Source organism: Actinomadura sp. J1-007 (assembly GCF_009793335.1).
Taxonomy (GTDB): domain Bacteria; phylum Actinomycetota; class Actinomycetes; order Streptosporangiales; family Streptosporangiaceae; genus Spirillospora; species Spirillospora yumaensis.
The window spans coordinates 29,957-50,214 of record NZ_WING01000001.1; the positions used below are offsets into that span (position 1 = coordinate 29,957).

Below are 20,258 nucleotides of genomic sequence, written 5' to 3' on the forward strand. Positions count from 1 at the left end.
GCCGCGCCCCGGCCGCGCCCCGGCCGCACCTCGGCCGCGCTTCGGCCGCGCCCCGGCCGCACCCCGGCCGCACCCCGGCCGCACCTCGGCCGCGCTTCGGTCGCACCGGCGTGGACGGCGCGGCGGCCCGGAGGTCTCCCGGGCCGCCGTGCTCCCGGCTCGCACGCTCCCCGTCCGGATCACCGGCCGCGATCAGGGCTTGTGCTGCCGGACGACGCGCACGAACCGTACGTCCAGGTCGTCGCCCTTCCCGGTGGCGATGCGGAAGTCCGTGCCGCCGTTCATGCGGTCGGCGAACACGGGGCGGGGCAGCCGCACCGTGGCGGTCTTCCATGTGCCGTCGCCCGTGCGCCGCACGTCCGGTCCGCGTCCGCCCTGGTACTCGATCCGCCAGGAGCCGCGGCCCGCGTCGCGGTAGGTCACCTTGATCTCCACCGGGCCGCGGTCGCGGCGGGACCGGAACCTGTCGTCCAGGTCGAAGTACAGCGACGTCTGCCCGTGCGCCCGGTCGGTGCGCAGCCCCTCGTAGGCGGTGCCGTTCTCCTCGGAGAAGACGTTGCGGTGCACGTCGGCCGTGGACCGGCGGGCCTTGCCGTCGGGCCCGGCGTCCCGCTGGACGAGCCAGCGTTCGAGGTTGCGCACCCACGGCCGGGCCGCCCACGCGCGCTTCCCGGTGAACGGTCCCGTCTTGTCGCGCCAGGAGGTGTCCTCGGCGTCGCGGAGCGCCGCCCACGCGTCGGGAGAGTTCCGCGCGGTCTTGCCCAGGCTCGCACGCACCCATTCCCAATGGCCTGAGTACTGCTTCATGTAGGACGGGCCAGGCACGACGTAGACCCAGTTCGTTCGCAATTGCAGTGCCTTGAGATTGGACTGGCGAACGGCGTAGTAGGGGTCGTCGGTCGTGTATCCGCAGTCGTTGTAGCACTCGTTCTCGGTGGCCACGACGTGCCGTCCGTCGTGAACGGGCAGGTTCTCGTTCACCGTCATGTGCCCGTCGGGCTCGACGCGGCTGCCGTACGCCGGGGCCTCGTTCAGATGGAAGTTGAACTCCTCGGTGATGCCCGTGCGGATGCCCAGGCCCGCGTCCACCGCGCGCTTGGCGAACAGGTCGGTCTTGGACCCCCACGGCCCCCACGGGTAGTCCTCGCCGGTGAACACCAGCTTGGTGCGGTACGGCCCGAACAGCGCCGCGAGATCGCGCCAGGCGTGCGAGTACCAGGACCGGTACTTCTCGAACGTCAGTCCCTTCTTCGCGGCGGCGCTGATGATGTCGTAGTCGAACTCGGCCCACGTGAACGCCCCGGGAACGTACACGAAACGCAGCCGGGGATCGGCGCGCAGCCCCGAATCGACGAACAGCTTCTTGTAGAGGCCGAGGAGCCGTCCCCAGACGCACTCGTTCCAGATCGGCAGGTGGTACTGCCCGTCGTAGTCGGGGCCGATCCTCTTCACCCGGCACTGGTCGGCCACCCATTTCGGCGCCCAGGTCGTCCCGCTGGCGAAGACCCTCATCCAGAACGGGCCCTTCTGCGCGAGCTGCTCGCGGAGCGGCCGGAACTTCATGTCCTGCGCGGTGCCCGCGGTGTCGGCGCGCACCCGCCCGGGGCCGCCCGGCTGGAGCTGCCGCCAGGTCAGGTCCAGTCCCCGCAGATCGACGTGCTGCGCCGGCGCCGCCTTCTCGGAGAAGAACCCCGAGTTCGCCGAGGGACGGGTCCACGCGGGCAGCGTCCAGTCGTCCCCCGGCCGGACCCGCACGCTGCCGGCCGCCGCGTCCGCCGGTACCGCACCGGCCAGCGCGAACAGGACCAGCAGCCCCGACACCGCCGCCCAGAGCCGCTTCACGACAGGCCCACCCGCCCCGGCTCCACGAACACGAGTCTGGTCATCGTTCAGTCCCCTCCTCCGACGGCCCCGCACAGGCCGGCACGGGCCGAGGCCGGCACGGGCCGCGCGCAGGCCCCGGCGTCGCGCGCTCCCGGTCTGCGTGTTCCTGCTCGAAAACTCCAGCAATCATCCACAAACAAGCACCTCCACACAACCCCCACCCACCCCGGCGGCCGGTCGGGACGCCGACGGCGCGCACGTCCCGTTCGACCGGCACGGCGGGACGCGTCACCGGGACCGGCACCGGCACCGGCACCGGAGCGAACCAATATGCGCCGATGTTCGGCTTGACGGATATTTATCGGCGCACCGGCGGTAGATCCGAAGCCAACGCGGAGGAGATAACGGCTAGATCTCTTCGGCGGCCGGTGTAGGAAATCGGAATCAATGGAAAGAGCCGATGGGCAACGGATCCGCGTTCGACCGTCAACTTTCCAGAGAGGCACAGAACCCGTGAAGCTCCAGTTCATCGGGACCGGCTCGATCCTCAGCGACCGCCTGAGCGCGTCCGCCCTGGTCGACGGCAAGCTGCTCATCGACACGCCGAACGGGTCGATGAAGGCCATGCGGCGGGCGGGGCTGGACATCTCGGCCATCGACGTCTGCCTGGTCACGCACTTCCACGCCGACCACTTCTTCGACATCGTCTTCCTGTTCCTCGAACAGGGCCTGGCGCACCCCCGCGACAGCGAACTCGTCCTGCTCGGCCCGTCCGGCCTGGCCGAACGCCTGGGACGCCTCTTCGACCTGGCCTATCCGGGCACCTGGCCCGGCATCAAGGACAAGGTGCCGCCGAAGTTCGTGGAGTTCGGCGAGGAGGGCGGCGAGTGGTCGGGCCGCGGGTACTCCGTGCGCGCCCTCCCCGTCCAGCACACCGTTCCGGCGCTGGGCTACCACGTCACCGACGAGCCCGGCGCCCGGCTCGGCTACACCGGGGACACCGCGCACTGCCCCGCGGTGGACCGGCTCGCCGCCGACAGCGCCGTCCTGGCGATCGACACCACCTTCCCCGGGCAGGGCAGGCTGGGGCACATGGGGCTGGAGGAGGTCGAGGCGCTGGCCGACCAGTGGCCCGACCTGCGGCTGCTGCCCACCCACCTGAGCGACGACGTCCCCGTCTCCAGCCGGCCGAACATCCGGTTCCCCTCGGACGGGCAGCGGTTCAGCCTCGACCCCAGCGGCTCGCTCACCACGATCGGCTCCTGAACGCCGCGCGCACCCGCTAATCACCTGCAATAGACCGACATATAAACACTTCAGGCGAAAAGAAACTCCGAATCGGGTGTTCGCCCGCACCGCGCCCCACCCGGCCACTCGCCCACCGGTCCACCGGTCCGCCGATGCCCGCTTCTCACATGACCACGCGGGCCTGCGACCGTTGCGCGGGTGAGTTCATGTTGGCCCGGCGGCCCGTTTGTCTGGGCGGTCGGGAGTTACTGCGGACGGTCTCGCCGCAAAAGAATGACGGAGGTGGAATTCAGCTCACGGAGGCCGGAATGATCTCGGGTTTGCCGCGGCATGTGGCGTGTGTGATGGACGGCAACGGGCGATGGGCCGCGCAGCGGTCGCTGCCGCGCTCGTCGGGGCACGCGGCGGGCGAGGCGGCGGTGATCGACGTCATCGAGGCGGCGCACCGCGCGGGCATCGAATGGCTCAGCCTGTTCGCCTTCTCGACCGAGAACTGGCGCCGCCCCGACACCGAGGTCGACTTCCTGATGCGGCTCGTCCAGAGAACGATCCGCAAGCACTCCGTCATGCTGTACGCGCGGGGAATCCGGTGCCGTTTCCTCGGCCATTCCGACGCGCGGATCCCGCCGTCGCTGGTGCGCGACATCGACGAGCTGGCCGACCTGACGCGCCGGAACACGGGGATGACGCTGACCATCGCGTTCGACCACGGGGGACGGCGCGACATCGTGCAGGCGGCCCGTTCGCTCATTCTCAACGCGGTGCCGGCCGACGAGGTCACCGAGGAGACGTTCGCGGCCCACCTGCCCTGCCCTGACACGCCCGAGGTGGACCTGGTGATCCGCACGTCCGGCGAGCAGCGCATCTCGAATTTCATGCTCTGGCAGGTCGCCTATGCCGAGTGGGTTTTCCCGCCCGTTCTGTGGCCGGATTTCGACGCGGCGCAGTTCTGGGAGTGCCTGCGCATCTACCGGAGCCGTCGGCGCCGTTTCGGCGATGTCCAGGTTCCCGTCCGGATGGAAAGGATCTGAAATGAACGATGAGATGGACTACGCCGAGGCGGTCGGACTCGGGTCGCTGCTGCGCCGGCACGTCGGCGAGATGCGCTGGGGGCTCGCGGTCGTCCGGGCGACCGTGCTGGAGGCCGCGCACCCGCAGGTCGGCGCGGCACTGGCCGAGCACTCGACGTTCCTGGCCCATCCCTGGCGCAGGCTGAGCAACACGCTGGGCAGCGTGCACCGCCTCGTCGAGGGCGACGCGCCGGTCCGCGACCGCGAGGCGGCCCGGCTCTCCCGGCTGCACGCCCGCATCGCGGGAACGGACCCGCAGGGCCGCGCCTACAGCGGGACCGATCCCGAGGCGCGCGCGTGGGTGGTGGCGACGCTGTTCGAGTCGACCGTCACCATGCGCAAGCTGAACGGCCACGCGATGAGCGCCGGCGAGGAGGAGCGTCTCTACGCCGAGTTCCGCTCGTTCCTGGCGTTCCTGGAGAAGCCGGACGGGCAGAACGGGCAGGGCGGACCCGGAGGCCAGGAGGCGCGCCTGCCGGCGTCCCTCCAGGAGTTCTGGAGCTACTACGACACGATGCTCGCCCAGGGCCTGGAGAGCAACGAGTCGGTGCACGCCATCCTCTACCGCCTGTTCGCGGAGGTGCCCGCGCCTCCGTTCCTCCGCGACCACCCCGCCCTGTGGGCGGCGATCCGGGCGGTCGTGGGGCCGACGGCGACCGCGATCACCGTCGCGTCGCTCCCCGAGAGCTACCGGCGGCAGGCCGGCCTCGCCCCTCCCCCTGGCGCCGGGCTGGTGATGCACGGCGCCTACCTGGTGGCCGGGATCGCGACGCGCGTGCTTCCCGACGCGTGGACGCGCGGCGACCTGATCACCGGTTTCCTCGACCCCCGCCGGGCGGACTCCGCCGACCGCCACGGCTCCGCCTCCAGGCCGTTCGGCGCCGTGCTCCACCACGCGGGCAACGCCCGGCCCCTGCTCCACCACCTCGCCAAGAGCGGCGCGCTCCAGAGCCAGGCGCAGCGGACCGGCTCGGCGCTCCTCCAGGCCATGTCCAGGACGCTCCAGCACGACCCGTCCGGGCACGGCGGCGACGCCGCGGCCGTGCGGTCGGCCGAGCGGTTCTTCTCCGAGGTCCTCGACCAGACCGGCAACGGCCTGCTGTCGTGGCCCGACCTGGCCGCCATGGCCCGCGAGATCGCCACCCGGCTCGACCTGGACGAGGAGCCGGAACGGCTGCTGTTCGCGGCGTTCGGCGACTGGTGGCGCGAGCTGCTCGCGGCCCTCGACACCGACGGCGACGGGGTGGTCACCCGCCACGAGTACGCCGCGGGCGCGTCCGCGGTCACCGGGCCCGCCCTGGTCAGGGCCGCCGAGATCCTGTTCCGGACCGCCGACGCCGACGGCGACGGAACGATCAGCGCGGAGGAGTTCCGCACCCTGTTCAGCACCGGGTTCGACCAGAAGCTCGCCGCGACCGGCGAGGGGCTCTCGCGCAGCGCCTTCACCAGCGAGTTCATCAACTTCATGTCCGGACGCCACCGGTCCACCGCCTACGACGGGCTGCTCACCAACGCGTGACCCCGCCGCGACGCCGGAAGCACGGCTACTCGGCGGAACGGGCGGCGTCCCAGACGGCGCTGTCCAGGAAGTAGGTGTCGAAGCGGTCCTGCGCGGCGAGCAGCGCGTCCCGGGGCGCGCTGCCGTCGCGCACCCGCACGACCTGCCGGAAGTAGTCGAAGCGCTCGACGCCGGGCGTGATGACGATCAGCGCCTGGGCCGCGGAGTCGCGGTGCGCGCCGAACGCGTGGGGCACGCCCGGCGGGACGACCAGCAGGTCCCCGGCGCGGGCGGTGACGACCTCGTTGTCGGCGAGCACGTCGAGCGCGCCGTCGAAGACGAAGAACAGCTCGTGCGACAGGGCGTGCCGGTGCGGCACCGCGCCCGCGGCGCCCCGTCCCAGCTCGACCCGGTGGGTGCTCAGCGCGCCGCCGGTGGCTCCGGCGTCCGCGAGCAGCACGTGCCCGATCGAGGGCAGGCGCTCGGCCTCGTCCGAACGGACCACCACGGTCCCGGAGGCGGCCGGAGGGATGGACATCGCGGATGCTCCTCTTCGTTCGTCGGTCTCCTGGTCCCAGCCTCGTACGGCGGCCCACGATCGGTCCAACGGATCCTCACAATGATCATCATCGGTAGGGTCGATCCATGGAGCTGCGCCAGCTCGCGCATTTCGTCGCGGTCGCCGAGGAACTGCACTTCACCCGCGCCGCGGCGCGGGTCCACGTCGTCCAGTCGAGCCTGAGCGCGTCCATCGGCGCGCTGGAGAGGGAGCTGGGCGACGCCCTGTTCGTGCGCGACAACCGGCGCGTCGCGCTGACCCCGGCCGGGCGGGCCCTGCTGCCGTCCGCGCGGCGGGCGCTGGCCGCGGCCGAGGAGGGCCGGGACGCCGTCGCCGGCGTCCGGGGCGTCCTGCACGGCCACCTGCACGTCGGCGCGATCCAGACCCTCGGCGGCGTCGACCTGGCGGCCTCGCTCGCCGCCTTCCACCGCGCGCATCCGGACGTCACGCTCCGGCTGACCCACGACACCGCCCCGGCCCTCGGACGGGCGGTCGCCGGCGCCGAGCTCGACATCGCCTTCGTGGACGGCCCCGTGGACCGCGCCCGGCTGCGCCCCGTCCACCTCGGGCGGGACCGGCTGGGGCTGGCGGTGCGGCACGACGACCCCCTCGCGGGGCGGACGGCGATCGGGCTGGACGACCCGGGGCTCCGCGACCGCGAGTTCGTCGAGTACCGGCGCGGCTCCGCGCTGCGCGCCCAGATCGACGCCGCGTGCGCCGCCGCCGGGCTCGCCCGCCGCGTGAGCTGCGAGACCGAGAACATGCAGTACCTGCTCGAATGCGTCCGGCACGGCCTCGGCGTCGCCGTGCTGCCCCCGATGGCCGTCCGCGCCGCCGCCGACCGGGTGCGCGCGGTGCCGATCGACCCGCCGCTGCGGCGCGACCTGTACGCCGTCGTCGCCGCGGGCCGTCCGCCCACCGGCGCCGCCCAGGCCCTGATCGACCTCGTTCTCGCGGCACGGGCGCCGGAGGCCGCCGGGCCCCGGCGGTCCCGCGGCGGGGACGAACCGGGACCCGCGGCGGGACGTCCCACGTCGGGGGGCGCGTAGGCTCGGCTGATCGCGGACGATCACGCGCGGAAGGGGGCGACCGGTGATCATCGGTCTGGGGGCGGCCGTCGCGGCCTCGGTCTGCTACGGCACCGGCTCGGTGCTCCAGGCGGTCGGCTCGCGCAAGTCGGCGCGGCGGCACGCGGCGGACGCGCGCAGCACCACCGGGCACGGCGGGCCGAGCCTCTCCTCGACCGCCCGCGCGGTCGTCACCTGGGAGTTCATGGTCGGCAGCGTGCTGGACTTCGTCGGGTTCGCGCTCGGCGCCCTCGCCGCCAGGCTGCTGCCGCTGTTCCTGTCGCAGACCGTGATCAGCGCCAACCTCGTGATCACCGCGATCCTGAGCATCAGGATGCTGGGCCTGCGCCTCAGCGGCCGGGAGTGGACGTCCATCGGCGTGGTCTGCTCGGCGCTGGTGCTGCTCGCCGGCGCGGCCGGGGAGGAGGGCCACCCGGACACCCCGATCGCGTCCCACTGGTGGCTGCTCGGCCTCTCGGTCCTGCTCATCGTCGGCGGGACCCTGCTCGTCCGCCGGATCGGGGCGCGCGCCGCCGTCCTGGCCGGCCTGCTGTCGGGCGTCGGCTTCGGCGTGGTCGGCGTCGCCGTCCGCATCCTGCACGGCGCGGACCCGGTCGACCTGCCGCGCCTGCTCGCCGACCCCGCCCTGTACGCGCTGGTCGTCGCCGGGATCGGCGGCATGTACCTGCACACCGTCGCGCTCCAGATCGGGTCGGTGAACGGGGCCACCGCGGCGCTGGTCGTGGGCGAGACGGTCGTCCCCGGCATCATCGGCGTGCTGTGGCTCGGGGACGCCTCCCGTCCCGGCCTCGCCTGGCTGGCGGTCGTCGGGTTCCTCCTCGCGGTGGCGGGCGCCGTCGCCGTCGCCTGGTTCGGCGAACCAGGGCCGCAGAACCCCGCCGCCCAACCGGACCCGGCCGCCGAACGGGACCCGGAGACCGGCGAGGGCCACCCGTCCGCGCTCCACACGCCCGACGACCACCCCTGAACGGACCCGTCGTTCAGGGCCGCCATTCCTCGCGGTAGGCGGGATGGTCGGCGTAGGCCGACGCCAACAGCCTGAGGACGGTCTCGCGCGCCGCGTGCGCGGCCTGGGCCGTCTCCCGCCGCGACCCGTGCTCCATCACCCACGCCTGCTTCTCGTGCTCCTCGACGACCAGGCGGACGGCCGCGACCTGCCGGAGCACGCGTGCCGGGTCCTGCCGGGCGATGTGCTCGGCGTACGCCTCGTTCTCCACGGAGGCCACGAACGCCCGGCCGTCCTCGGCTCGCGCGTCGTCGGCGCTGACCGTTCCGGGCGCCGACACCGTCCAGGACGTCCCCGAGCAGGCCCGAGCGATCTGCTCGTCCTTGGCCAGCCGCGCCTTGAGGAAATCCACGAGATCGCTCATCCCGCCATCCTGCCGCGTGGAAGGGAGGAATCGGACCCCTTCCGGCGATGCGGCGTCCATCACGTCGCACCGCCCGCGATGACCGCGCCGGTGGTTCCGCTCCGCACCTGTGGGGAACGTCCCTGGTGACAGCCGGGTCCGCGCCTCGTTCGGGCGGCGCTTCCCGGCGTTCCCCCCGGCCCGCGCTCGGACGGACAAGCGAGAAGGGGGAAGCCATGCGGCGCGAAGACCTGCCGGCTCCCGAGACCGGAATACTGCTCACGCACTTCCTCACGGTGGCGGACGTGGCCCGCTCGCGGGCGTTCTACCGGGACGTCCTCGGCGGCGAGGTCGTGCTGGAGGAGAACCCCTGCATGATCAAGCTGGCCAACGGCTGGCTCATCATGAACCCCGGCGGCGGCCCCACGCCCGACAAGCCGGACGTCACCCTGCGGACCCCGGACGACCCGTCCACCACGTCGAGCTTCCTCAACATCCGCGTGGCCGACATCCAGGCCTGCTACCGGGAGTGGAGCGCCAAGGGCGCCGAGTTCCTCACCCCGCCGATCGACCGCAAGGCGGAGCTGCGCTGCTACATGCGCGACCCGGACGGCTACCTCATCGAGGTCGGCCAGTCCACCGGCCTCCTCCAAGGCGTCCTCGCCGACCCGCCCGCCGGAGGCGGCTGACGCCCGCGCCGCGGGTGATCGCCGCCGGAACGGGTAACGCCGCCATATGAGCAGACTGCTATGGGGACTGGCCGCCGGTGCCGCGGGCACCAGCGCGCTGAACGCCGTGACGTACCTGGACATGGCCGTACGCGCCCGCCCGGCCAGCAGCACGCCGGAGCAGAGCGTCGAACGCCTCGCCTCGGCCGCGGGAGTGGACCTCGGCGAGGGCGACGCGGCCGAGAACCGCAAGGCGGGCCTCGGCCCGCTGCTCGGCTACGGAACCGGCGTCGGCGCCGGACTGGCCTACGGCCTGCTGGCCCCGCGCCGCCTCCCGTGGCCCGCCGCGGCCCTGGCCCTGACGGCACTCGCGATGGCCGGTTCGAGCGCGCCCATGACGGTGCTCGGCCTGACCGACCCGCGCCGATGGACGGCCTCGGACTGGGCGTCCGACCTGATCCCCCACGCCGCCTACGGCGCCGTGGCCGCCGCCGTGCTCACCGCCGCCCGCTGACACGTATGGGGCAGAATCGGGTGGTGTGAGTGACGTTTCTTCCCAGGACCTGGTCCGGGCGCGCGAGGGGGACGACGCCGCGTTCACCCGGCTCGTCGAGCCGTTGCGCCGGGAGTTGCACGCGCACTGCTACAGGATGCTGGGCTCGTCGCATGACGCGGACGACGCGCTCCAGGACGCGCTCGTACGGGCGTGGCGGGGCATGGCGGGGTTCGAGGGGCGCAGCTCGCTGCGGTCCTGGCTCTACACCGTGGCCACCCGCACCTGCCTGGACCTGGTGAAGTCGCGCGGGCGGCGGGCGCTGCCCGTCGACCTCGGACCGTCCAGCGAACGCGCGGTGGTCGGCGACGCCGCGCCCGCCGACGTCGCCTGGCTCGGGCCCTACCCGGACGCGGGCCTCGGCGGGGCCGCCGCCCCGGACGCGCGGTACGAGCAGCGCGAGTCCGTCGAGATCGCGTTCGTCGCCGCGCTCCAGCACCTGCCGGGCAACCAGCGGGCGGCGCTGCTGCTGTTCGAGGTGCTCGGCTTCTCCGCCGCCGAGATCGCCGAGATGATGAAGACGTCCACGACGTCGGTGAACTCCGCGCTGGCGCGGGCCCGCAGGCTCGTCGCCGAGAGGGTCCCGCCCGCGGGCCAGCAGCGGACGCTGCGGGAGGTCGGCGACGCGCGCGTCCGGGAGATCGTCGGGGACTACGCCGGGGCGCTGGAGCGCGGCGACGCGGACGCCCTGGTCGCGCTGCTGACCGAGGACGTCACGTGGTCGATGCCGCCGCTGCCGCACTGGTACCGCGGGCTGGAGGCCGTCACCGACTTCGCCGTCCGGGTCCCGCTGACGAGCTGCGGCTCGTGGCGGCACCTGGAGGTCGCCGCGAACGGCCAGGCCGCGGTGGCCGCCTACCTCCGCAGGGACGCCGCCGGGCCGTACCTGCCCTGGTCGATCAACGTGCTGGAGCTGCGCGGCGAACGGATCGCGGGGGTCACCTCGTTCGTCGGCGCCGAGCACTTCACGCTGTTCGGGCTGCCCGGCTCGCTGCCGTGACCGGCCGGGATCAGCGTTCGGGGGCGTCCATGAGCTGTTCGAGGGCGGTCACCGCGTGCGCGCGGTGCTCGTCCAGGAGCCGTACGGTCGCGTCGGCGTCGCGGCGGCGCAGCAGTTCGAGCAGGGCGCGGTGCTCGGCGATGACGCGGGCGCGGTTGAGCGCCTCGCCGTAGTAGATGGACCGGTACGCGTCGGTGGAGTCCCAGAGCGTGCCGATCAGCCGCGTCAGCCGCGGCATCCCGGCGCACTCGAACAGGATCGTGTGGAAGCGCCGGTTGGCCTCGGCCATCTCCAGCACGTCCCCGGCGGCGTCGGCCCGTTCGACCTCCCGCTGCGCCTTGCCGAGAGCGGCCAGGTCGTCGCCGGTGAGGCGGACGAGGGCCTGGCGCGCGGCCTCCTCCTCCAGGAGCTGCCGGATGCGGTAGACCTCGCGCAGGTCGTCCAGCGACAGCTCCTCGACGGAGTAGCCGTGGTGCGCCTGGTAGGTGACCAGGCCCTCGCCCTGGAGGGTCTTCAGCGCCTCGCGCAGCGGGACGCGGCTGACGCCGAGCTCCTCGGCGAGGGCGTCCTGCCGGATCGGCGCGCCCGGACGCAGCCTGCCCGTGGTGATCGCGCGCCGCAGCTCGCCGAGGACGAACTGCTGCGCCGTGGGCGGCCTGCGTCTCCCGGGCGAGGTCATTGGGCCAATATCTCACGGACCCACGCGTCGTCCTCGCCGAGCCGAGGGGGCGCGAGCCGGTAGGCGGCGGGGGTCGCGCTCAGCCGCACGGGGTTCGCGACCTGGCCGACCGGCGCGTCCCGGCGCGGGTCGCGCAGCGGCACGGCGGGGTCCAGGCCGAGGGACTCGCCGAGCTCGAACGCGGCGGCGAGGTCGTTGATCGGGCCGCACGGGACTCCGGCCGCGGTGAGCAGCTCGAACCAGGCGTCCGCGCCGCGCGACGCGAGGGCCTCGCGGAGTGCGGGGACGAGGGTCTCGCGGTCCGCGACCCGTCCCGCGTTGCTGGCGTAACGGGGGTCGTCGGCGAGGTCGTGCCGTTCGAGGACGGCGCACAGGGCGCGGAACTGCCGGTCGTTGCCGACCGCGATGACGATCGGCCGGTCGGCGGTCTCGAACACCTCGTACGGGACGACGCTCGGGTGCCGGTTGCCCATCGCCTCGGGGACCGCGCCCGCCGCGACGTGCGCGGACGCCTGGTTCGTCAGCGCCGAGAGCAGCGAGGACAGCAGCGACACCTCGACCCGCTGGCCCTCGCCGGTGCGGTCGCGGTGCCGCAGCGCGGCCTGGACGCCGAGCGCGGCGTGCAGGCCCGTGACCACGTCGACCAGGGCGACCCCGGCCTTGGTCGGGCTCCCCGGCTCGCCGGTGACGCTCATCAGCCCGCCGACGGCCTGCGCGATCAGGTCGTACCCGGGCAGGTCCGCGCCCTTGCCCGCGCCGAACCCGGTGATCGAGCAGTACACCAGGCCGGGGTTCAGCTCGCGGGCGCTGTCGGGGCCGAGGCCGAGGCGCTCCATGGTGCCGGGCCGGAAGTTCTCCATGAGGACGTCGGCGCGCGCGACGAGGGCGCGGGCCACCTCCAGGTCTGCGGGGTCGCCGAGGTCGAGCGCGATGGAGCGCTTGTTGCGGTTGAGGCCGAGGAAGTAGGTGCTCTCGCCGTCCGCGTACGGCGGGCCCCAGGCGCGGGTGTCGTCCCCGGCCCCGGGCCGTTCGACCTTGACGACGTCGGCGCCGAGGTCGGCCAGCAGCATCGTGGCGTACGGCCCGGCGAGAACGCGACTGAAGTCGGCGACCAACACCCCGGCCAGCGCCCCACCGGCACCGCCCGAGGCACCCGGGGCGCTCCAGGCGCCCGTTCCGCCCGGCGCACCCGAGGCACCCGATCCGCTCGCCGCGTCCCGTCCCCCCGCGGCCCGAGGGCCGTCCGCCGCGTTCGGCAGGTCCACGCTGATCTCCGCTCCCTCGGGTGCCGGTCCCGGGATCGGACACTAGACGCGAGATCTCGGATAATCAATACTGGATCCAAAATACGTCCTCCAATGAGGTGGCCCACCATGACGAACCCGACCCCCGTGCACCCGTCCACGCTGTTCGCCGTGGACGGACTGCTCACCGACGAGGAGCGCGAGATCCGCGGCACCGTGCGCCGGCTCTGCGACGAGGAGCTCCGTCCCAACCTGCCCGGCTGGTTCGAGGAGGGACGCATCCCCGCGCGCGACCTCGCCCGTTCGTTCGGGTCGCTCGGCCTGCTCGGGATGCACCTGGAGGGGTACGGCTGCGCCGGGCTCGGCGCCGTCGCGTACGGGCTGGCCTGCCTGGAGCTGGAGGGCGCCGACTCGGGGTTGCGGAGTCTGGTGTCGGTGCAGGGGTCGCTCGCGATGTTCGCGATCTGGAAGTACGGGAGCGAGGAGCAGAAGCAGCGCTGGCTGCCCGGCATGGCGACCGGCGAGCACATCGGCTGCTTCGGCCTGACCGAGCCCGACCACGGCTCCGACCCGGCCGGAATGCGCACCTCGGCCCGCCGCGACGGGGCCGACTGGGTCCTGAACGGCACCAAGATGTGGATCACCAACGGGTCGGTCGCCGACGTCGCCGTGGTCTGGGCCCGCACGGACGACGGCGTGCGCGGGTTCCTCGTCCCCGCCGGGACGCCCGGGTTCTCCGCGAACGACATCGGGCGCAAGCTCTCCCTGCGGGCGAGCGTGACGAGCGAACTGGTCCTGGAGGACGTACGGCTGCCCGCCGACGCGATGCTGCCGGAGGTGCGCGGGCTGCGCGGCCCGCTCGGCTGCCTGAACGAGGCGCGCTTCGGGATCGTGTTCGGGGCGCTCGGCGCCGCGCTGGACTGCCTGGAGACCGCCATCGCGTACGCGGGCGACCGGGAGGTGTTCGGCCGCCCGCTCGCCTCGTTCCAGCTCACCCAGGAGAAGCTGGCCGACATGGCGCTGGAGGTCGGCAAGGGGATGCTGCTCGCCGTGCACCTCGGCCGCCTGAAGGAGGCGGGCGAGGTGACGCCCGAGCAGATCAGCGCGGGCAAGCTCAACAACGTCCGCGAGGCCCTGGAGGTCGCCCGGACGTGCCGGACGATCCTCGGCGCGAACGGCGTGACGCTGGAGTACCCGGTGATCAGGCACGCGGTCAACCTGGAGTCGGTGCTGACCTACGAGGGCACCTCGGAGATCCACACCCTGGTCCTGGGCCGCACCCTCACCGGCCACCCCGCGTTCGCCTGACCCGAACCACCACCCGCACACAACCCCGGCCCGACCAACCCGTCCAGCCCGACCAAGGCAGCTAGCGCGGCTGCTCCGGCCGCTCCGGTCGGCGCGGGGGGTCGGTCGCGCGGCGGGTCAGGTTGGCGTGGACCGCGCCGGCGGACGCGGCGACGACCAGGGCGATGCCCGCGAGCCTGGCGGGGCCGGGCTCCTGGCCGAGCGCCGCGTAGCCGACCGCGAGGCTGATGACGGGGCTGAGGCTGAGCAGGATCCCGAACGTGTGCGCGGTGACGTACCGCAGGCACAGCAGGTCGAGGCTGTACGGGAGCGCCGAGGAGAACAGTCCGACGGCGAGGGCGAGCAGCAGCACCCGTCCGTCCAGCAGCCGTCCGCCGACCTGGCCCGCCGCGACGGGCGCCCAGAGCGCGGCGCTCAGGATCATCGCGGCGACCAGGCCGGTGCGGTCGGGGAAGTCGCGGCCGAGGCGGCGCGTCAGCAGCACGTACGCGCCGCGCAGCACGGCCGCCGCCGCGGCGAACGCGAGCCCGGCGGCCGGGAGTTCGCCGGGCACGGTCAGCAGCCCGAGCCCGGCCATCGCCAGCAGCGCCCAACCCGCGTCGAGCGGTCCACGCGCGGACGCCAGCGCGACCACGAGCGGGCCGAGCAGTTCGATGGTCGTGGCGACGCTGAGCGGCAGCCGGTCGATGGCGGCGAAGAACGCGAAGTTCATGCCGGAGATGACGGCCGCGTAGGCGCAGATGCCCGGCAGGTGCCGCCGCCCGACCGTGCCGAGCCGCCGCCCGGGGAGCGCGGCGAGGACGGCCGCCGCGAGGATGACGCGCAGCGACACCGTCCCCCACGTGCCGATCCGGTCGAACAGGTGCGTCGCGGCGGCGGCGCCCACCTGGAGGCTGGTGATCTGGAACGCGACCAGGGCGGGCGCGAACGCCTCGCGCCGGTCGGCGACGGTCACGGACGGGCCGCCGCCGGTCCGGGCGCCGGACCCGGTACGGGGCCCGGCGCCGCGGGACGCGTCACGACGCGGAGAGCATCGCCTCGTGGACGCCCTTCCAGTAGCCGGCCGTCAGGGTCAGGAACCCGTCGAAGCCCTGCCGGACGTGCGCCAGGTCGTCGTCGGAACGGCAGACCGCGGCGGCGGAGACGATCGCCTCGGCCTTGTGCTCCTTCTCGGCCTCGCCGATGTGCACGTAGAAGTACTCGCACTCCTCGTGGAACTCGTCCTCGCCGTAGAGGTGCTTGTAGTTGCGCACCCCCTCGTACAGGCGGACGAGCATCGAGTACGCCAGGTGCTCCTGGCCGAGCAGCGCGCCCTGCACGACGCGCTGGTCCGGGTCGGTGAACAGCGCGCGCTGCCCCTGCCCGAACGCCTTGGTCGTGGACAGCGGCTCGCTCGCGCGCAGCTCGTCCACCGTGAACGGGGCGCCCCGGAGCCGGGTGAGCAGGTCGGTGAGGAACCGCTCCAGCAGGAGCAGGTGCGCCTTCTCGGGGTCGCCGTTGCCGTACTCGGAGTAGAGGTTCTTGACGCACTCGACGCGCGCCGCGAGGTCCTCGGTGTGCAGAACGGACAGCGCCACCATCACCGAGGTGTTGACCGTCCGCGCGTAGAACTCGCGCGCGAACGTCTCGACCTGCGGGTACGGCAGCGTGCCCGACATCCAGAGCCGGTAGAACTCGTTGTCGAGCGCCGGGTGCTCGTGGACGGTGGCGGCGAGGTCCCGGACGGTGTCGAGGTAGGACGGGGCCAGGGTCTGCTGGACGGACATGATCCTCCTTGGGAGCCGGACACGTGCCCTTCGGTCGCTACTGCAAGCAGCTTGCAGTAGTTCGGGACGCCACAGAACCCCTAGGCGCGCCTCCGGCCCGGGAATTCCAAACCGGGCCCCTTTCGGCGCGCAGCGATCTTGACAATCCGGCCCACCGAAACCACCTCCGCCCCTTCCCCCCACCCCCGCCCCCACCCTGAACAGCCCCGTCCCCGACCACCCCGGTCAGCCAACCGGTCAACCCCCACCCCTCCCCCAGTCAGCCCCACGGCCCGTGGCGCGCACAGGCACCGTCCTTTCCAATCAGCCGGGCGGGCCGCGGACGCACGCAAGCACCGCTCCCCGAGTCAGCCGCGCGGACCCCGGACACGCACAGGCGCCGCTCCCTGAGTCAGCCGCGCGGACGCTGGGCCCGCGCCGGCGTCGCTCCGTGAGTCAGTCGCGCAGACCGCGGGCGCCGCTCCCCCAGTCACCCGCGCGGCCCGTGAACGCACACAAGCGCCGCTCCCCAAGTCAGCCGCGCGCACTCCGGACGGGCAGACACCGCCCCCCAGTCAGCCCCACGGCCCGTGAAGGCGCACAAACGTCGATCCCCCAGTCGGCCGCGCGGGACGTGGACGTGCGCAGGATCAGGCTGGGACGCGGCGGTCCGTAGCGTCGTGGGCAGGTGTTTGGGTGTTTCTGGGCGGGGGGCGGGCGGAACGTTCCGTTGGGGTGGTGCGTCGGACTTTGGGAAGGTTTCAAGCCGTCGGGAGGCGCGCCGCATGGGCAGGAACTCCGTTCCGCACGACAGGTCCGGGCAGCTCAAGCAGATCGAGAGCGGGCTGCTGCCGGGCGAGCAGATCATCGCCGTGTACGACGCGGTCGGCACCGGGACCGGGTTCATCGGGCTCACCGACCGGCGCGTGATCGTCCAGGACAACAGCTTCGTCGGGAAGAAGGTCGCGCTGACCAGCATCCCGTACTCGAAGATCTCCTCGGTCAGCGTGCTGAGCAACAAGTCGTGGGCCGGGTCGTACTTCTCGTCCGGATCGATCGCCGTGCACGTCGGCACGCAGACCTACGTCGTGGAGTTCCGGGGCGAGCAGAAGGCCCACCACGTGCACAACGTGATCCTCCAGTACATCTCGCACTGACCGCGGCGCGGTGACGGTGATCACGGGGAGATGATCCGGGAACCGCACTCCGTGATCGTCGGTCTACTAGGATGAGCCTTCCTCGACCCACCCCCTGCTCCCATGTCGAGGGGACGATCATGAACGAGCACGACCTCGGTTTCGGCGGCCCCGCCGCCTCCCGGATCTACGACTTCTCGCTGGGCGGCAAGGACAACTACTCCGCCGACCGGGAGGCGGCGCTCCAGGCGTTCGGGACGTTCCCCGCCGCCCGGCTGCTGCCCCGGGAGAACCGCAAGTTCATGCGCCGGGCCGTGCGGTACCTGCTCGACGAGGGCGTCCGCCAGTTCCTCGACATCGGCTGCGGACTGCCCGGCAAGGGCAACGTGCACGAGGTGGCGCACCAGGCCGACCCCTCGGCGCGCGTGGTGTACGTCGACCACGACCCGGTCGCGGTCGTGCACTTCCAGTCCCTCGTGCACGCGCTCCCCGGCGTCACCGCGATCCGCGCCGACGCCCGCCGCCCCGAGAGCGTCCTCGGCGACGACGAGGTCACCGGGCTGATCGACTTCTCGCGTCCGGTCGGCGTGCTGATGACGGCGGTGCTCGACCTGATCCTCGACGAGGACGACCCGGAGGCGGTCGTGCGGGCTTTCCGCGACGCGCTGGCGCCGGGCGGCTTCCTGGTGGTCTGCGACTTCACCGACGCGGCGCTCACCCCGGAGGAGCGCGCCGTCAGCGACGCGCTCATCAAGGAGAACGGCGTGGTCGTGTCGTTCCGCTCGCCCGAACGGATCGCGGGCTTCTTCGACGGCCTCGACCTCGTGGAGCCCGGCGTGGTCAACGCCCCCGACTGGCGTCCCGACCGGCCCCACGAGCCCGCCACCGGCTGGCTCCTCGCGGGGTCGGCCGGAAGGGCTGACCGAACGGGTCAGGCGGGTCGTTCGAGGCGCGCCTCCAAGCCGTCGAGCAGGTACTCCAGGCCGGTGGTGAAGCTGCCGTCCCAGTCGTCGTCGTAGAGGTAGCCGTTCGCGGCGAGGGTCGGGTAGCGGTCGCGGTCGGCGCGCAGCTGCTCCTGGCCCGTGCGGCGCTCCTCGTCGGTGATGTCCAGGGCGACCTCGCCCGACGCGGACCCCATGACGTGGTTGTAGAGCGCCCACGTCGCCGCCGACAGGCTCTTGCCGGAGAACCCGGCGCGGACGAGCGTCGCCTGGAGGAACTCCATCCAGGCGAGGAAGTTCGGGCCGATGGTCGGGCGCCGCCGGGCGGGCACCCCGGCGGCCCACGGGTGGCGCAGCAGCGCGGCCCGCCAGGCGGTGAGCACCGCGGTGACGTCGTCGCGCCAGCGGCCCGCGCGCCCGGCCCGGGGCGGCGGCTCCCCGAAGACCGCGTCCACGGCGAGGTCGATCACGTCGTCCTTGGTGTCGACGTGCCAGTACAGCGACGGGGCGACGACGGCCAGCCGCTCGGCGAGCCGCCGCATGGTGAGCCGTTCGATGCCCTCCTCGTCGAGCAGGGCGACGGCGGCCTCGACGATGCGCGCGAGCGTCAGCGGCGGCTCCCCCTTGGCGGTGCGCCGCGGGCGCAGCCAGACACTTCGTATTCCGTCTTTCCGCTGGTCGCGGCCATCTTTCACGTTCTCCATCGCACCCCGTCCAGCCGTCCGGGCGACCGGCCCGGTCGGCCCAGTGTAGTACCGTGTTCGCTGTCTCGAACACTGTTAGGGAAACCCAAACGTTGTTAGGCAGGTGGTGGATGATGGAAGCCAGCCAAGGGGCCGCGGCCTCCGGTCGGCGCCGGTGGTGGACGCTGATCGCGGTCAGCGCGGCCCAGCTCCTGGTGGTCCTGGACGGGACGATCGTGAACATCGCGCTGCCCTCGGCGCAGCGCGCCCTGGACATGTCGGACGGCAGCCGGCAGTGGGCGATCACCGCGTACGCGCTGGCGTTCGGCGGGCTGCTGCTGATCGGCGGCCGGGTCAGCGGCGCGCTCGGCCACCGGCGCACGTTCGTCATCGGCCTCACCGGCTTCGCCGCCGCGTCCGCGATCGGCGGCGCCGCGGTGAACGCGGAGATGCTGTTCGGCGCGCGCGCCCTCCAGGGGGTGTTCGCCGCCGCGCTCGCGCCCGCCGGGCTGTCGCTGCTCACGACCACGTTCACCGAGACCCGCGAACGCGGGCGCGCGTTCGGGGTGTTCGCCGCCGTCGGCGCCGCGGGCTCGGCGGTCGGCCTGGTCGCGGGCGGGCTGCTGACGGAGTACGCGAGCTGGCGCTGGTGCCTCTACATCAACGTCCCCATCGCCCTGCTCGCCGTGGCCGGGACGGCGCTCGTCCCCCGCGACGAGCCCATCCGCGAGAGCGGCGGCGCGCTCGACGTCCCTGGCGCCCTGCTCAGCGCGGGCGGGTTCGCGGCGGTGGTCTACGCGTTCAACCAGGCCGAGCCGCACGGCTGGGACTCGCCGAAGGTGCTGGGGCTCCTCGCGGGCGGGATCGTCCTGCTGGCCGCGTTCGTCGCCGTCGAGCTGCGCGCGTCCCGCCCGCTGCTGCCGATGCGCATCCTGCTGCACCGGGGACGGGCCGGGGCGTTCGTGTCGATCACTCTGATGTTCGTCGCGATGTTCGGCTTCTACCTGTTCATGAGCTACTACACGCAGACGGTCCTCGGGTACTCCCCCGTCGAGGCGGGCCTGACGCTCATCATCAACGCCGCCGCCGCGCTCGTCGGCTCCACGCTCATCGCCGGGAAGCTGCACGGGCGCGTCGCGCCGATGGCGCTCATCCTGCCGGGCCTCATCGCCGCGGCCCTCGGCATGCTCCTGCTGACCCGGCTGACGGCGGGCAGCGAGCACGTTCTGCCGCTGTACCTGACGCCCGCGCTGGTGCTCACCGGGCTCGGCCTCGGCTGCGTCATGCCGCCGACCGCGAGCCTCGCCACCGCGGGCATGCAGTGGCACGAGATCGGGGCGGCGTCGGCCGCGTACAACGCGGCGCAGCAGCTCGGGGCCGCGCTCGGCACCGCGCTGCTCAACACCGTGGCCGCGAGCGCCGCCGCGTCGTACCTGGCGTCCGAGCACGGCACGCCCACCGCCGCGGCCGTGCACGGCTACACCACCGCGCTCGCCGTCGCGTTCGGCATCCTCGTCGCCGCCGCGTGCGTCACCCTGCCGCTCGCCCTGTCCCGCGCCGAACGGCGGCGCGCCAACGAGAAGGAGGAGGAACCCGCGCCCGTCCCCTGACCGAACCGGACCGTCGGACGATCCACCCGATCGTCGGGGCGGTCCGGACGTCCCG

Annotated in this window: 20 protein-coding genes; 12 read left to right on the plus strand and 8 right to left on the minus strand. The window is 73.2% G+C overall.

Annotated elements, in window-relative coordinates:
* Positions 1 to 192 precede the first annotated feature (192 nt).
* Positions 193 to 1,842 carry a hypothetical protein gene (locus GEV43_RS00175; RefSeq protein WP_160818972.1) on the minus strand — a complete coding sequence of 550 codons (1,650 nt, stop codon included), beginning with the start codon at positions 1,840 to 1,842 and terminating at the stop codon, positions 193 to 195.
* Positions 1,843 to 2,337: 495 nt separating this feature from the next.
* Here GEV43_RS00175 and GEV43_RS00180 point away from each other — a divergent pair, with 495 nt between their 5' ends.
* The 3 genes from GEV43_RS00180 (at position 2,338) to GEV43_RS00190 (ending at position 5,661) form a co-directional block, all read left to right on the plus strand.
* The gene (locus GEV43_RS00180; protein WP_160818973.1) at positions 2,338 to 3,090 is read left to right on the plus strand and encodes an MBL fold metallo-hydrolase; all 753 of its coding nucleotides are present in this window, start codon (positions 2,338 to 2,340) and stop codon (positions 3,088 to 3,090) included.
* A 149-nt stretch (positions 3,091 to 3,239) separates the two neighbouring features.
* On the plus strand, positions 3,240 to 4,103 hold the full coding sequence (uppS, locus tag GEV43_RS00185; protein ID WP_241682714.1) for a polyprenyl diphosphate synthase: 864 nt from the start codon (positions 3,240 to 3,242) through the stop codon (positions 4,101 to 4,103).
* Between the two features lies 1 nt (position 4,104).
* On the plus strand, positions 4,105 to 5,661 hold the full coding sequence (locus GEV43_RS00190; protein WP_160818974.1) for an oxygenase MpaB family protein: 1,557 nt from the start codon (positions 4,105 to 4,107) through the stop codon (positions 5,659 to 5,661).
* 25 nt (positions 5,662 to 5,686) lie between these two features.
* On the opposite strand, the gene GEV43_RS00195 is transcribed toward GEV43_RS00190, so the two are convergent.
* Positions 5,687 to 6,178, minus strand: a complete 492-nt coding sequence (locus tag GEV43_RS00195) for a cupin domain-containing protein (RefSeq protein ID WP_160818975.1) — start codon at positions 6,176 to 6,178, stop codon at positions 5,687 to 5,689.
* A 107-nt stretch (positions 6,179 to 6,285) separates the two neighbouring features.
* Here GEV43_RS00195 and GEV43_RS00200 point away from each other — a divergent pair, with 107 nt between their 5' ends.
* Both GEV43_RS00200 and GEV43_RS00205 read left to right on the plus strand, forming a co-directional pair.
* Complete coding sequence (locus GEV43_RS00200; protein WP_160818976.1) at positions 6,286 to 7,248, plus strand: LysR family transcriptional regulator; 963 nt, start codon at positions 6,286 to 6,288, stop codon at positions 7,246 to 7,248.
* Between the two features lie 43 nt (positions 7,249 to 7,291).
* Complete coding sequence (locus GEV43_RS00205; RefSeq protein ID WP_160818977.1) at positions 7,292 to 8,254, plus strand: hypothetical protein; 963 nt, start codon at positions 7,292 to 7,294, stop codon at positions 8,252 to 8,254.
* Positions 8,255 to 8,267: 13 nt separating this feature from the next.
* Here GEV43_RS00205 and GEV43_RS00210 read toward each other — a convergent pair whose 3' ends face one another.
* Entirely contained in the window at positions 8,268 to 8,657 is a 390-nt protein-coding gene (locus GEV43_RS00210; RefSeq protein ID WP_160818978.1) for a DUF6221 family protein, read from the minus strand.
* A 215-nt stretch (positions 8,658 to 8,872) separates the two neighbouring features.
* On the opposite strand from GEV43_RS00210, the gene GEV43_RS00215 reads away from it, so the two are divergent.
* The 3 genes from GEV43_RS00215 to GEV43_RS00225 are packed head-to-tail and all read left to right on the plus strand — an operon-like array spanning position 8,873 to position 10,857.
* A complete protein-coding gene (locus tag GEV43_RS00215) occupies positions 8,873 to 9,325 on the plus strand; it encodes a VOC family protein (RefSeq protein WP_160818979.1) in 453 nt (150 codons plus the stop codon).
* A gap of 46 nt (positions 9,326 to 9,371) precedes the next feature.
* Positions 9,372 to 9,818, plus strand: a complete 447-nt coding sequence (locus GEV43_RS00220; RefSeq protein WP_160818980.1) for a hypothetical protein — start codon at positions 9,372 to 9,374, stop codon at positions 9,816 to 9,818.
* A 25-nt stretch (positions 9,819 to 9,843) separates the two neighbouring features.
* On the plus strand, positions 9,844 to 10,857 hold the full coding sequence (locus GEV43_RS00225; RefSeq protein WP_160818981.1) for a sigma-70 family RNA polymerase sigma factor: 1,014 nt from the start codon (positions 9,844 to 9,846) through the stop codon (positions 10,855 to 10,857).
* 10 nt (positions 10,858 to 10,867) lie between these two features.
* Here the strand turns inward: GEV43_RS00225 and GEV43_RS00230 are convergent, their stop codons facing one another.
* Complete coding sequence (locus tag GEV43_RS00230) at positions 10,868 to 11,536, minus strand: GntR family transcriptional regulator (RefSeq protein ID WP_160818982.1); 669 nt, start codon at positions 11,534 to 11,536, stop codon at positions 10,868 to 10,870.
* On the minus strand, positions 11,533 to 12,654 hold the full coding sequence (locus GEV43_RS00235; RefSeq protein ID WP_309239360.1) for a CoA transferase: 1,122 nt from the start codon (positions 12,652 to 12,654) through the stop codon (positions 11,533 to 11,535). Before GEV43_RS00235 ends, GEV43_RS00230 begins: the two co-directional genes overlap by 4 nt.
* Before the next feature lie 255 nt (positions 12,655 to 12,909).
* On the opposite strand from GEV43_RS00235, the gene GEV43_RS00240 reads away from it, so the two are divergent.
* The gene (locus tag GEV43_RS00240; RefSeq protein WP_160818983.1) at positions 12,910 to 14,088 is read left to right on the plus strand and encodes an acyl-CoA dehydrogenase family protein; all 1,179 of its coding nucleotides are present in this window, start codon (positions 12,910 to 12,912) and stop codon (positions 14,086 to 14,088) included.
* A 61-nt stretch (positions 14,089 to 14,149) separates the two neighbouring features.
* Here GEV43_RS00240 and GEV43_RS54470 read toward each other — a convergent pair whose 3' ends face one another.
* Both GEV43_RS54470 and GEV43_RS00250 read right to left on the minus strand, forming a co-directional pair.
* Positions 14,150 to 15,043 (minus strand): DMT family transporter, encoded by an 894-nt coding sequence (locus tag GEV43_RS54470; RefSeq protein WP_160818984.1) that lies wholly within the window; start codon positions 15,041 to 15,043, stop codon positions 14,150 to 14,152.
* Positions 15,044 to 15,104: 61 nt separating this feature from the next.
* Complete coding sequence (locus tag GEV43_RS00250) at positions 15,105 to 15,854, minus strand: iron-containing redox enzyme family protein (RefSeq protein ID WP_160818985.1); 750 nt, start codon at positions 15,852 to 15,854, stop codon at positions 15,105 to 15,107.
* A gap of 764 nt (positions 15,855 to 16,618) precedes the next feature.
* Here GEV43_RS00250 and GEV43_RS00255 point away from each other — a divergent pair.
* Both GEV43_RS00255 and GEV43_RS00260 read left to right on the plus strand, forming a co-directional pair.
* On the plus strand, positions 16,619 to 16,990 hold the full coding sequence (locus GEV43_RS00255) for a PH domain-containing protein (protein ID WP_160818986.1): 372 nt from the start codon (positions 16,619 to 16,621) through the stop codon (positions 16,988 to 16,990).
* Positions 16,991 to 17,109: 119 nt separating this feature from the next.
* Positions 17,110 to 17,988: an SAM-dependent methyltransferase gene (locus tag GEV43_RS00260; RefSeq protein ID WP_160818987.1), complete on the plus strand. Its 879-nt coding sequence runs from the start codon at positions 17,110 to 17,112 to the stop codon at positions 17,986 to 17,988.
* On the opposite strand, the gene GEV43_RS00265 is transcribed toward GEV43_RS00260, so the two are convergent.
* Complete coding sequence (locus GEV43_RS00265; protein WP_160818988.1) at positions 17,901 to 18,614, minus strand: TetR/AcrR family transcriptional regulator C-terminal domain-containing protein; 714 nt, start codon at positions 18,612 to 18,614, stop codon at positions 17,901 to 17,903. The genes GEV43_RS00260 and GEV43_RS00265 overlap by 88 nt on opposite strands.
* Positions 18,615 to 18,724: 110 nt before the next feature.
* Here GEV43_RS00265 and GEV43_RS00270 point away from each other — a divergent pair, with 110 nt between their 5' ends.
* Positions 18,725 to 20,203, plus strand: a complete 1,479-nt coding sequence (locus GEV43_RS00270; RefSeq protein ID WP_160818989.1) for an MFS transporter — start codon at positions 18,725 to 18,727, stop codon at positions 20,201 to 20,203.
* Positions 20,204 to 20,258 lie beyond the last annotated feature (55 nt).

Coding starts and splice junctions, on each gene's coding strand:
- uppS (WP_241682714.1), top strand. CDS start 3,240: ATGACCACGCGGGCCTGCGACCGTTGCGCGGGTGAGTTCATGTTGGCC.
- GEV43_RS00190 (WP_160818974.1), top strand. CDS start 4,105: ATGAACGATGAGATGGACTACGCCGAGGCGGTCGGACTCGGGTCGCTG.
- GEV43_RS00195 (WP_160818975.1), bottom strand. CDS start 6,178: ATGTCCATCCCTCCGGCCGCCTCCGGGACCGTGGTGGTCCGTTCGGAC.
- GEV43_RS00200 (WP_160818976.1), top strand. CDS start 6,286: ATGGAGCTGCGCCAGCTCGCGCATTTCGTCGCGGTCGCCGAGGAACTG.
- GEV43_RS00210 (WP_160818978.1), bottom strand. CDS start 8,657: ATGAGCGATCTCGTGGATTTCCTCAAGGCGCGGCTGGCCAAGGACGAG.
- GEV43_RS00215 (WP_160818979.1), top strand. CDS start 8,873: ATGCGGCGCGAAGACCTGCCGGCTCCCGAGACCGGAATACTGCTCACG.
- GEV43_RS00220 (WP_160818980.1), top strand. CDS start 9,372: ATGAGCAGACTGCTATGGGGACTGGCCGCCGGTGCCGCGGGCACCAGC.
- GEV43_RS00230 (WP_160818982.1), bottom strand. CDS start 11,536: ATGACCTCGCCCGGGAGACGCAGGCCGCCCACGGCGCAGCAGTTCGTC.
- GEV43_RS00240 (WP_160818983.1), top strand. CDS start 12,910: ATGACGAACCCGACCCCCGTGCACCCGTCCACGCTGTTCGCCGTGGAC.
- GEV43_RS00250 (WP_160818985.1), bottom strand. CDS start 15,854: ATGTCCGTCCAGCAGACCCTGGCCCCGTCCTACCTCGACACCGTCCGG.
- GEV43_RS00255 (WP_160818986.1), top strand. CDS start 16,619: ATGGGCAGGAACTCCGTTCCGCACGACAGGTCCGGGCAGCTCAAGCAG.
- GEV43_RS00260 (WP_160818987.1), top strand. CDS start 17,110: ATGAACGAGCACGACCTCGGTTTCGGCGGCCCCGCCGCCTCCCGGATC.
- GEV43_RS00265 (WP_160818988.1), bottom strand. CDS start 18,614: ATGGAGAACGTGAAAGATGGCCGCGACCAGCGGAAAGACGGAATACGA.
- GEV43_RS00270 (WP_160818989.1), top strand. CDS start 18,725: ATGATGGAAGCCAGCCAAGGGGCCGCGGCCTCCGGTCGGCGCCGGTGG.